General features: G+C 68.1%; 12 protein-coding genes. 4 read left to right on the top strand and 8 right to left on the bottom strand.

What is annotated here, in order from left to right:
• Nucleotides 1-277: 277 nt before the first annotated feature.
• From ACFV4G_RS41330 to ACFV4G_RS41305, 6 genes are all read right to left on the bottom strand, one after another.
• Nucleotides 278-580 carry a hypothetical protein gene (locus ACFV4G_RS41330; RefSeq protein ID WP_380448401.1) on the bottom strand — a complete coding sequence of 101 codons (303 nt, stop codon included), beginning with the start codon at nt 578-580 and terminating at the stop codon, nt 278-280.
• 14 nt (nt 581-594) lie between these two features.
• Entirely contained in the window at nt 595-1014 is a 420-nt protein-coding gene (locus tag ACFV4G_RS41325; RefSeq protein WP_380448399.1) for a head decoration protein, read from the bottom strand.
• 124 nt (nt 1015-1138) lie between these two features.
• Nucleotides 1139-1813 carry a hypothetical protein gene (locus ACFV4G_RS41320; protein WP_380448398.1) on the bottom strand — a complete coding sequence of 225 codons (675 nt, stop codon included), beginning with the start codon at nt 1811-1813 and terminating at the stop codon, nt 1139-1141.
• Nucleotides 1814-2021: 208 nt separating this feature from the next.
• Nucleotides 2022-2705: a hypothetical protein gene (locus ACFV4G_RS41315; protein ID WP_380448396.1), complete on the bottom strand. Its 684-nt coding sequence runs from the start codon at nt 2703-2705 to the stop codon at nt 2022-2024.
• Between the two features lie 613 nt (nt 2706-3318).
• Nucleotides 3319-3564 carry a hypothetical protein gene (locus tag ACFV4G_RS41310; protein WP_380448394.1) on the bottom strand — a complete coding sequence of 82 codons (246 nt, stop codon included), beginning with the start codon at nt 3562-3564 and terminating at the stop codon, nt 3319-3321.
• Between the two features lie 5 nt (nt 3565-3569).
• Complete coding sequence (locus tag ACFV4G_RS41305; protein WP_380448392.1) at nt 3570-4097, bottom strand: hypothetical protein; 528 nt, start codon at nt 4095-4097, stop codon at nt 3570-3572.
• A gap of 103 nt (nt 4098-4200) precedes the next feature.
• On the opposite strand from ACFV4G_RS41305, the gene ACFV4G_RS41300 reads away from it, so the two are divergent.
• The gene (locus ACFV4G_RS41300; protein WP_380448390.1) at nt 4201-5403 is read left to right on the top strand and encodes a helix-turn-helix domain-containing protein; all 1203 of its coding nucleotides are present in this window, start codon (nt 4201-4203) and stop codon (nt 5401-5403) included.
• A gap of 532 nt (nt 5404-5935) precedes the next feature.
• Here ACFV4G_RS41300 and ACFV4G_RS41295 read toward each other — a convergent pair.
• Nucleotides 5936-6322 (bottom strand): winged helix-turn-helix domain-containing protein, encoded by a 387-nt coding sequence (locus ACFV4G_RS41295; protein ID WP_380448388.1) that lies wholly within the window; start codon nt 6320-6322, stop codon nt 5936-5938.
• A gap of 351 nt (nt 6323-6673) precedes the next feature.
• Here ACFV4G_RS41295 and ACFV4G_RS41290 point away from each other — a divergent pair, with 351 nt between their 5' ends.
• From ACFV4G_RS41290 to ACFV4G_RS41280, 3 genes are read left to right on the top strand one after another with little or no spacing between them, the layout of a single operon-like run.
• Nucleotides 6674-8398, top strand: a complete 1725-nt coding sequence (locus ACFV4G_RS41290; RefSeq protein ID WP_380448386.1) for a replication initiator — start codon at nt 6674-6676, stop codon at nt 8396-8398.
• On the top strand, nt 8395-8580 hold the full coding sequence (locus ACFV4G_RS41285) for a helix-turn-helix domain-containing protein (RefSeq protein ID WP_380448384.1): 186 nt from the start codon (nt 8395-8397) through the stop codon (nt 8578-8580). Before ACFV4G_RS41290 ends, ACFV4G_RS41285 begins: the two co-directional genes overlap by 4 nt.
• A complete protein-coding gene (locus ACFV4G_RS41280; RefSeq protein WP_380448382.1) occupies nt 8580-9899 on the top strand; it encodes a tyrosine-type recombinase/integrase in 1320 nt (439 codons plus the stop codon). The genes ACFV4G_RS41285 and ACFV4G_RS41280 overlap by 1 nt, the downstream gene beginning before the upstream one ends.
• 309 nt (nt 9900-10208) lie before the next feature.
• Here ACFV4G_RS41280 and ACFV4G_RS41275 read toward each other — a convergent pair whose 3' ends face one another.
• Nucleotides 10209-10637, bottom strand: coding sequence for a DUF4265 domain-containing protein (locus tag ACFV4G_RS41275; RefSeq protein ID WP_380448380.1), 429 nt, complete (start codon nt 10635-10637; stop codon nt 10209-10211).
• Nucleotides 10638-10852 lie beyond the last annotated feature (215 nt).

Raw genomic sequence — 10852 nt, 5'->3', positions numbered from 1 at the left:
CGGACGCCGGTGATGGTGCCGCCGCTGTAGACGAGTTCGTCGCCGCCCAGGTTGATGGTGGTCTTGCCAGGGTCGCGGCGGATGAGCTGGTTGCCGGCGGCGTCGTAGGGGCGCCGACGAAACTCGTTGATCAGGACCTGTGCAAGGCCGAGCGGAGCGCGTTCCCACGCTCGACGTGATCGTTTCCCACGCCGAGCCCGCTCTGCGGAAGCGCCTTAGGGTTGCAGTCCTGGCAGGAGCCCGTGATTCCACAGTCTGATGGCCTTGAAGTTGCAGGTCACGCGGCTGACATGGGGCGAGGGTGAGGTGCTCGTGCCGACCAGCGGCGTGATCGCCAGCAGGTGATCGTCGATGTTCCGCCAACCTGGCGCTCGGCGAACGGCACCGAGGCGTCATAGGTGCAGTACTTGGCAGTGTTGACGTAGCGGCTGGTCTGCCGGATGCGCCACTTCACTTCTGTGGCGACGACTGTGGGCAGGATGTTCTGGGTGAGCAGGAAGTCGGCCGGGGTGGGGATCGATCGGGCGAACGCGGTCAGGTCGGTGGCGCTGACGCCGGTCAGCAGGTCCTGGATGGTCACAGGTCAATCTCCTTTCAGACGAAGCGGATCAGCGAGCCGGTGGACGACGGCAGGATCTTGCTGGGGTCGAGGCCGCCGGGGACCTTCGCGGCGCGTACGACGCCGTGCCAGAGCATCGCGGCGGCGACCTTGGTCTGGCCGGGCGGGAACACGGCGTCGGCGAAGACCAGGCCGGCCAGCTGCTGGCGGCCGTCCGTCGCGGCCGGGTCGAACTGGCCGTAGAGGCCGGACGCGGTGATCCGGGCGACGGGGACGCCGGACAGCACGCGGCTGTACGGCTGCGTGGTGTCGGCGGAGGGCTGGTAGTGGATGCCGGTGGTGAACTTGGTGATGTCGAGGGTGATGGTCTCGGTGGAGTCGATGCCGTGCAGGGAGCCGAGCCAGCTGCGGTCGGCGGTGTACGACGCCGACGTGGAGATCGGCTGAACGGTCAAGGCGGCCCCTCCTCGGGGTCGGGTGGGCGGTGGGGTTCGGGCACTCACCGCTCGGTGGTGCTGTCCACGGGCGAATGGGGCGTGGTCCCCGCGGGTCCCGGGTTGCTGCCGGGTCAGGTGGCTGTCAGCTGGTGGGCAGGAAGCCGCGGCGGCGGGCCATGTCCAGGCCGGCGGAGCCGGCGGTGGCGGGGGCCTGGCCTCGCGGCGGCGGCCCGCCCGCCGGGGATCTCCCGGGCGCGGGCGGCGGCGTGGTGGGCGCTGCGGTGCCGAACAGCCCGGGTCGGCGCTCCTTGAGGGCGGCGGCTGCGGCGGCAACGGCCTGCTCGTCGGCGTCGTCGGGAACGTCGAGCAGCCGATCGGCGTCGGCGAGGTCGTCACCGCCCGCGCCCAGGCGGGCGAGCGCCGTCTGCCGCACGGCGGCCCGAAGGCGGGCGAACGCCTCCGCCTCACGCTGCTCCGCGGCACGCTCGCGCTGCTCGGCGGCCTGCTCCCGCCGCTCGACCTCGGACAGCGAGGCCTGCTCTGCCGCGCGCTGCGCCTCGACCCAGGCGGACAGGGCGCCGCTGTCCGCGAAGCCCAGGTCGGCCACGAGCTTCTTGACGGCGGCGCGCTCGCCCTGGCTCTTCTCACGGGCGAGGAGACGGGTCAGAGTGTCCTGGGTGATCAGCGTGCTGCCAGTGTCCGGCGCGGACGGGGCCGACGGCTGGCCCGTCGGGTCGCCCGCGGGCTGAGAGGGCAGGGGGGCGGTCACGGTGAACCTCCGGAGCAGCGCCCCCGCGCCGAAGATCAGTGTAGTCACAGGCGCTGACCATCCTCAGCCCCATATGCCAACAGTGCTACTCACCCGCAAAACATCGGCAAGGTCATATTACTAGGCCACCAAGCACCTTATTCCCCCGTCCGCTTCCGGACGATAGACACACCGAGCCCTCATCGACCTCGCGGCCGATGAGGGCTCGTACGTCTAATATGAAATTATCGCCGGCTAGAGTTCATCCACAATGATGTCACCCGAAGCAGCGACAGGTGGATTCTCCTCTCGATGACCAAATTCCACACCTCAACCCTTCAATCACATTCGGATCGAACCTGAATTGGTCACCATCCCGCCCCCCTGCAATTGCAAGTGCGAATCTGCCCCAATATTTCAGCGCCGCCGCAGCCTCCACGGGGACCATATTTTCGCAGGAAAATTCCCCACCAACGACGAAGGGGATCTTCGGCACAAGCCTATGCCCGACGGGCAGCGGCCCATTCCGCATCTGCCACTCATGTCCCACAGAATAACCTGTGGCATGATTCCAGTCTGCAATAACATCACCCCGCCACCTCGCAACGTCTTCGGAGAATCTCACAAGAGCAGCAGTCTCAGGATTAAAGGAGTAGACGACACCGTCCCGAGCTACGGCAAACTGACCGCCGAAAACATCTTCCGCAAAGAAGATTACATCCGGCATCAAGTGACCGTAGCTATCCCGCCAAAGCGACTTTGAATTCCACTCCTCAACAGACCGACCCGGAAGTCCAGCCTCCCCCGAAGGGAAAACATGAAGTGCCGACTCAAAAGCGTAGAATCCATTCATTTCGACCAGCAGAGCATCGAGAGAATTGGCAAAGCTACCAAAAGCCGAGACGACCTTCGGCGCACTGGGGGAGATTGCCCCACTCGCAATCGACAGCAACTTGTTCATTGCACCTCACATATCATGGAGTCTGCCCCAATATGTAGGCGAGGCTCATAATTGTGACCCTCACCCGGCTGCCATTCGGAATATCTATGAGCTGGTTCTTCATATCGGAACCGGCGCCTCGATTGTCCCCGAGCAGAATATGCTTTACGTGGGCGCCTGCCCCTTCCTTGAAAACCGCGGGCGGGAATTCATCTCTATCTAGGCCTGGTTGAGTTGCTATGCCTCGCAAATTATTGGCGCGTCTGGCATCTGCACCCGCTCTGTCGAGGGTCACCATCATGCCCTCACCACCTTGCTCGGCTGCATGGATTGCGCTATCTGGATGCTGGATCGCGTCGATAGTCCACGTAGCAGGCCTTGGGCTGGGGCAGGAACACACTGCCCCGGAAGCATCGTAGCCTCCCTGGCAATTGTGAACGAGTACCGGCGTTGTCCCCGCCAGCACATAGTACGTGTGCTACGCGACCCCTCTCTACCTGCTTTGTCGCAGGTCAACGGTGGTTTGACGGTCCGTTGGCGTCCGTGGATGTGCGCCGAATTCCGTGGTTGTTGCCGTCACTACTGCCGTCAGAGGTATAGACCAATTGCCCTGCCGCTGGCTGCGCGCGTGATCTTACTGCCATGCTCCGGGCTCAGCGCGGACGATGATGCGGGTGCTCTGCTCGTACGACTGGTGACCGGTCTGCGCGCAGTGCCCGGCGATCCAGCGGGTCAGGTCTTCGGGGGTGTGCATCCGGCCCGATGCGGCTGCGCAGTCCTCTTCTTCACCGGTGATGCAGACTGCCTCGAAGGTCGGCAGCGCCATGGGGTCAGGGTCGGTCATCACGTTGTACTCGCGGAACCGGTAGCGGCTGGTCATGCCCATCAGCGTTCGTCGGCTTCCTGCTGGGGAGTGGGGATGCGTTGCCCGCGCGAGTCCGCGACGTTGAGGGCGTCCGACAGAGCCTCGGTCAGCCGGCAGGCCAGCCACCGGTACTCGACGCTCGACGGCACCCGCTCTCCCGGAGCCAGGACGCCCCGGGCATACGCCAACAGTTCTTCACCCATGCTGAGCTGCATCGCTTCGATGCCGTCGGCGAGTGCCGAGAGGTAGCCCTGACCATTGGTGCTCAGGTAGCAGAGGCGGCCGTCCGGCGCGGTCCACGGGAGCAACCGCAGGCCGCCCACCGCGGACTCCGCGTTCCTGCGCGCCAGGTGTTCCGGACGACCGCCGTCCTGGTTCATCTGCGCCTGCCCGTGGTCGGCCTTGCGGTGGCTGTCCTGCATCACCCGCAGGTCGGCCAGCCGGGAGCGGTCGTGGCTGCGCACAGCTGCGCGGGCACGCTTGCGGAGCCTGACGCACTCCGCGCAGACGGAGCCGGGGCGCTCCCGCCACCGTGTCGCCTTGGCCATGCTGCTTTCCCTTCCTCGGCCGGATCTGTTGATCAGGATCCCGTTGGCGTGAACCTTGCGGAGTAGCCAGCGTGTCTGCCGCTGTGTCTGCCAAGCTGGCCTGGTGCGCGAGACGGTCGGGGAACTCATCAGGCGGCTTCGCCTGGCGCGAGGTTGGAGTCAGCGGCGGCTGGCCGACGCGCTGGCCCAGGCCGCTCCCGGGCGGGTTCCACCGACACGAAACGACGTGTCGCGCTGGGAGATCGGCACTCGCTCTCCCCGGGAGTGGCTTCCCTTCCTCGCGCAGGTACTGGAGGTGCCGCGCGAGCTGATGGAGGCGGCCAAGGCCGTCCCACCGGCCGTGCCCACGCCGCGTGTGCCGACCCTGGCCGACTTCCTGCCCGAGGACGACCCGCTGGCCCCGCTGAGTGCGCGTACCGGCCGGCGGATCGGCGCCGGGCAGGTCGCCGACCTGGCTCGGCGGGTGCACGGCCTGCGGCTGGCCGACGACGTGGTGTACGGGAAGGACCTGATCGGCCCGGCCCTGCGGGAACTGCGGGCGGCGGTCACGCTCTACCGCGAGGGCACCCACGCCGAGCAGGTGGGCCGCGAACTACTGCGGGCGATTGGCGAATTGGCGCAGATCGCCGGTTGGGTCGCCTCCGACGCGGGCGAGCATGCCGAGGCGGAGCGGATCTACCGGCTCGGGATCAGCGCTGCCCGTGCCGCCGGGGACGGGGTGCTGTCGGGGAACGTGGCGGGCTCGCTGGCCTACCAGTGGAGCAACACCGGACGCCCCCGCGACGCGGTGGACCTGGCTGCCGCCGCCGTGGCGGAGGCCGGTCCCGATGCTCCAGCCAAGGCCCGCGCGCTGTACTTGGACCGGGTGGCCTGGGCGCACACCCGCGCCGGCCAGGACCGCCCGGCGATGGCTGCCCTCGGGGAGGCCAGCGAGGCCCTGGCCCAGGACTCGACCGGCACCGAGTCGCCCTCGTACCTGTACTGGATGGACGCCGGGGAACTGCAGGTCATGGAGGCACGCGTCTACACCGAGCTGCACCGGCCCCTGCGCGCCGTTCCGCTGCTGACGGACGTCCTGGGCCGTTACGACGCCAGTCACGCGAGGGAATTGGCGTTGTACCTGTCCTGGCTGGCCGTGGCCTACGCCGATGCGAACGAGCCTGAGGCCGCAGCCGGGACGGCTGGCCGGATGCTCGCCCTGGGGCAGAGCGGCAGCGAACGCACCACGGAGCGCACGCGGATCGTGCTGGACCGGCTTCGGGCGTTCGGCGACGTCCCCGAAGTCGCGGAACTTCTGGCGTCCTGACCCTCCCGATCGCGGGGGGCGAGTTCGGACTGCTGCTTGCTGGTCGGCGTCTCGGCACGCGGTACGGCACTGCTCGTGCGTGGGCTGGTCGCTCGGCGCGGGTGCGGTCGGCGGGGAGCCTCGCGCCGTGCCGGAGGCGACTCGGCCACCGCCCTCGGCGAGCCCGGCGATAGAAGCGGGTCGGGCCCCTGGCCGACCCTGCTGCCCACGATCCGTCCGTAGGACGGTCGCAGGCGACAACTTGCTCCACGTTGCGGGCAAGGAGTCCATAGCCCACAACTTGCTCCGACCCTGGGCGGTGCTGGGGTAAGCAGCGCTTACCCCACAACTTGCTCCCATCGGGCACCAGTCGAGCCCCGCTCACGACCCGGTGGACCGCCTGACCGCCGACACCCGTGAAGACCTCGGGGCCGGCCCGACCCTGGGTCGGTCGGCGACGTCGGGCCACCTCCAACGGGCGGGGCCCGCCTTGAACCTCGTAGAGAAAATCTGGACGCACAGCTCCAGCCCCTGCCGTCCAGCGGCCGACGGGTCAGCAACCTCGCTCGGTGCCGCCCGCTTCGAGGGCCTCGACGCGGGCGCGCAGAGCGTTGAGCTGATCAAGCGTCTCGGCCAGTGCCAGCTCCAGCGCCTCGACGCGCGCCGCCGTCCCGCCGACGGGTGTGTTCCCCGCCGCCCCGTCACCTGAGTCGCCGTCGGTGTCGGCGTCGGGGTGGGCGACGAAGGCTCCCTTGCCGGGGCGGGAGATCGCGTAGCCGTCCTGCTTCAGCAGGACCATGGCCTTCTGCACGGACAGGCTGGAGGCCCCGTACTCCGCCATCAACACGGCCTGCGTCGGCAGCGCGTCCCCGGGCTTCAGCCCGCCGGAGCGAATCCGTTCCCGCAGGGCCTCAGCGATGACCTCGAACGTCAGCAGCACCGTGCCGCCCGCCGGTCTACGCCCCCGCCGTCCCACCGTCACCGCAGGTCACCCCGCCTTCTCTGCGCCTTTACCACTGAAATCCGGCCCGTCCAAAACGGAAGACCGGGGCCACAGTACTCGCGTCCCACCGGCCACCGAAACAGATGAGGAGGGATGCACTTGAATGCGCGCTTGAAGCGATGCTACCTTCACGCACCGCTGGTGAACACCACTGCTGACCAGGCCAGACGTCCCCGGCCCACCATCCGCGCCCGCCGTCACGCGCACCGTGCCCACGTGCGCCGATCACCCGGGTCGCCCCTCAATCGCCTCTCCTCTTCTCCCGACTCCTGCCGGAGGTCTGTCCCCATGCCCGCGCAGCTCCAACTCTCCACCCCCGCAACCACCTCCACTCCCGCCAGCGCGGCGTTCGCCGCACCGGCGCTCACCACCAGCCCCGACACGTCCGCGAACAGGAACTCGGCGCTGGAACGCCGGGCGCGGCTGACCGCCAGGCTGGCCAAGCTCGCCGCCGCCGGATACCTCGCGCCCCTGGCCCGGCAGATCGGCTCCCTGGGCGGCTGCGCCCGCCCGATCCGGATGACCGGCCACCGTACCCGCCTGGACACCGCCACCGGCCAGGTCCTCGACCACCTCGAAAGCCGCCACCTGCCCGCCGGCGAACTCCTGGTGCGCTGCGGCAACCGCCGCACCACCCGCTGCCCTGCCTGCTCCACCCTCTACCGCTACGACACCTACCAGCTCATCGCCGCCGGACTACGCGGCGGCAAGACCGTCCCCACCAGCGTCGCCACCCACCCCCGCGTCTTCGCCACCCTCACCGCCCCCGGCTTCGGCCCCGTCCACAACCAACCCGGCACCACCCCCTGCACCTGCGGCACCCGGCACGCCGACGGCGACCCGCTCCTCGGCACCCCGCTGAACCCGCAGCGGTACGACTACACCGGCGCGGTCCTGTGGAACGCCCACGCCCCCGCCCTGTGGGCACGCTTCACCACCCACCTGCGCCGCGAGATCGCCAAGGCCGCCGGACTGACCCAGCGCACCCTGCGCCACCACGCCACGCTCTCCTACGCCAAGGTCGCCGAATACCAAAAGCGCGGCCAGATCCACTTCCACACCGTCATCCGCATCGACGGACCCACCGGCCCCAACAGCACCGCACCCACCTGGGCCACCACCCAGCTTCTCGACCACGCCATCCTCGCAGCCGCCAAACGCACCCGCGTCCAGCACCTCTCCGGGGCCGGGGAGGGCGACCGGGCCCAGCCGCCGGAACCCTCGGTGTTCCGGTTCGGGCGGCAGATCGACGTCCGCGCGATCCACAGTACCGACTTCACCGGCGACGTCCCCGTCACCGACCGCCACGTCGCCGCCTACATCGCCAAGTACGCCACCAAGGGAGCCGAAACCACCACCGGCACCCTAGACCGCCGACTGCGCTTCCTCGCCGAACTCGCCCAGCACGACCTCACCGACCACGCCCGCCGCATGATCCACACCGCCTGGCACCTCGGCACCCGGCCCGAGCACACCCACCTCCGCCTGCGCCAGTGGGCCCACATGCTCGGCTTCCGAGGCCACTTCTCCACCCGCACCCGTCACTACTCCACCACCCTCACCCACCTCCGAGCCGAACGCACCACCTGGCGCGGCCGCCAAGATGACGCCACCTCTGCCTCGACGCCGCTCGACCCGGCAGCTGTCGGCCGACACGCCGGCCAGGAACCGACCGGTGAGGGCCACCCGGTCCCTGACCGGCACAGTGACCGCCAGGACCGCAATGACCTGACCGCCGGTCACACCGACCCCGGCCCCGGTCACCGCGCAGGTCACCGCGCGAAGAACGGGCGATCCGGCGGCGCGGACACGACGCTGGTGATCTCGCACTGGCAGTACGCCGGAACCGGCCTCCTACCCGAACTCGTGCACCTCGCCGACCTCCTGTCCACCACACCGCGCCCCCGGCCCGAGCAGCCAAGCCGCCCCAGGCACGCACAGCGCTCCCGTGACCGGGCCGGTCACTCCACCGACCCGCTGACCACCCCCGTCCAGACGGGGGCGATCGCGTGACCGCCGAGACCGAGCTCCTCACCGTTCCCGAGGTCATGGCACGCCTAAGGATCAGCCGCTCCACCGTCTACGACCTCATCCGCACCCGGCAGCTCGCCTCGATCACCATCGGCCGCGCCCGCCGCATCCCCGCCCACGCTCTGACCGCCCTCGTCCACCACCAACTCGCAGAGGCAGCCTGATGACCAGCTCCGAAACCAACCCCGGCCCCAGCACCAGTTCTCGCAGGGTCCGCGCCAACGGTGACGGCACCGTCTATGAGCGCAAGGACGGCCGCTGGGAAGCCGCCGGCTACGTCCTGGCCGTCGGCGACACCCGCAAGCGCGTCCGCGTCTACGGGAACACCCGCAAGGACGCCTTGGTCAAACTCACCGAGAAGATCGCCACCAGTAACCGCGGAGTCCCCGCCCCCTCCGCGCAAGGCAGCATCGCCGCCTTCCTCACCTACTGGCTGGAGACCGTCGCCGTCCACCGGCTCCGCGAGAACACCCACACCCGCTACACCGCCGTCGTCCGCCTGTACCTCATCCCCGGCCTCGGACGAAAGAAGCTCGCCAAGCTCACCGCCAAGGACGTCCGCACCTGGCTCGACCAACTCCGCACCACCTGCCAGTGCTGCGCGCGCGGCATGGACACCGCCCGCGACCAGCCGCAGTGCTGTGCCATCGGGAAGTGCTGCTCCAAGCGCCTGTCCCCGCTGACGCTGGCCTACGTCCACTCCGTACTCAAGTCCGCTCTGGAGCACGCCGTCCGCGAAGAGGAGATCCCGCGCAACGTGGCCCGCAACGTCCGGATGGGCACACCTCGCCCTCGCCGCTTCGAACCCCTCACCACCCAGGAGGCCCGCGCATTCCTCGCCGCCACCCACGACCACCGTCTGCACGCGCTGTTCGAACTCGCCCTGCGCACCGGGCTCCGCAAGGGCGAACTCCTCGGGCTGCGCTGGGAAGACCTCGACCTGGCCGGCGGAACCGCCAGCATCCGCCGCACCCTCCAGCGCACCAACACCGGCGGCCTGACCGCTCTGCCGACCAAGACCCAGAGCTCCGAACGGCGCATCGCCCTACCCACGCCGTGCCTGCGCTCCCTCGGACAACACCACGACCGGCAGCGCCAGGAACGCGAAGCGGCGGGCACGGGTTGGAAGGACAGCGGCTACGTCTTCACCCGGCCCGACGGGTCCCCCATCGAGGGAGCCACCCTCACCCGGCACTTCACCGCCCTGCTCCGCCGGGCCAGGCTCCGCCGCATCCGCTTCCACGACCTCCGGCACTCGACGGCGACCCTCCTCCTGGAACAGGGCATCGAACTCGTCGTCATCAAGGAACTGTTGGGCCACGCCCACATCGGCGTGACCGCGACGGTGTATGCCCACGTCCGGCTCCGCCTCCAGCGCCAGGCCATCGACGCCCTCGGCAACACCCTCCAGCGCCCCGCAGCCGACCGCGCCGAGCCCGCTGAAGGCGACGATCCGCCGCTTTGTGCAGCACCCGTCCACTGACGTTGCCGTCAACTACTGCCGTCAAGACGCCCAGAGGCCCCGCTGAAGACTCTTCAGCGGGGCCTCTGGGCATGCAATCTAACTTCGTCGAAATTGCGGCTGCGAGCTCCCATTGATCATCCGGATGGCTGATTTTCGCGCAATTCAGGAATCTCCTCAATTAGCCGCGAATGCGCCGATAGTAGAAACCCCGAGAGCTCCATCAGTAGCTCATCGCGAGCCACTGATTCTTGCTCCTGCTTTTTCGACGAGCTCGCCGAGATGCTTTCACCAGCCTGGCTAATTCCAAGGATTTCAGAACCGGTCATCCTAGGCAGACCTGAAGTTCTTGGCATCACTCCACTCCCAGAAAGCCGTTCCATTCTGAATTTCACTCTGGACAGAATCGAAGACCGGCTGCATCACCGAAATATCCGGGACATCGATCGCGGCGAGGCGATCGCCGTTCCATTCACTCAGAAGCCCGGCCAAGTCCACTGCGCTACGGAGCGCAGACCGACTGTCCACCGAAGGCCGAGGCTCGGCGAAGAAGACCCGAAGGACACGACGCCCCGACTTACTGATCAAACTATCAACGGTGTCCGACCCGCTCTTTCCCACCACGTCGCCCAGCGCAAGACCGTAGGCATAAAAGGGGATGCAACAAACCTCATAGCCGCCGCCCTCTTCGAGCTCCCGAAGCCACAGCTGCTCGAGCATCCCTGCAAGGTCGAACGGAGCGAGGTCAACCTTGGCCATATAATTCTTCTCGCGCCTCCATGCGGGGTCCTCATGGCTGACGTAGGTAACTCCGTCAATCGTGACCTGCAAGATGCCCTCCGCTATCAATCCTGAAATGGATTTGTGGCGGGGCGCCACAAGAGGCCCCCCGCAATAAAAAAATTGAAAAAAAAAGGGGAAAGCCACCCACCCCAGCAAATTTTGAGGCCCCCACCGAGGGGGGGCGTGTGCCG

Origin of the sequence: Kitasatospora sp. NPDC059747 (assembly GCF_042732955.1) — a bacterium.
GTDB lineage: Bacteria > Actinomycetota > Actinomycetes > Streptomycetales > Streptomycetaceae > Kitasatospora.
The sequence above is the reverse complement of the archived record's forward strand: the minus strand, read 5'-3'. Positions and strand labels throughout refer to the sequence as shown.

Coding starts and splice junctions, on each gene's coding strand:
- ACFV4G_RS41315 (WP_380448396.1), bottom strand. CDS start 2,705: ATGAACAAGTTGCTGTCGATTGCGAGTGGGGCAATCTCCCCCAGTGCG.
- ACFV4G_RS41310 (WP_380448394.1), bottom strand. CDS start 3,564: ATGACCAGCCGCTACCGGTTCCGCGAGTACAACGTGATGACCGACCCT.
- ACFV4G_RS41305 (WP_380448392.1), bottom strand. CDS start 4,097: ATGGCCAAGGCGACACGGTGGCGGGAGCGCCCCGGCTCCGTCTGCGCG.
- ACFV4G_RS41290 (WP_380448386.1), top strand. CDS start 6,674: ATGCCCGCGCAGCTCCAACTCTCCACCCCCGCAACCACCTCCACTCCC.
- ACFV4G_RS41280 (WP_380448382.1), top strand. CDS start 8,580: ATGACCAGCTCCGAAACCAACCCCGGCCCCAGCACCAGTTCTCGCAGG.
- ACFV4G_RS41275 (WP_380448380.1), bottom strand. CDS start 10,637: ATGGCCAAGGTTGACCTCGCTCCGTTCGACCTTGCAGGGATGCTCGAG.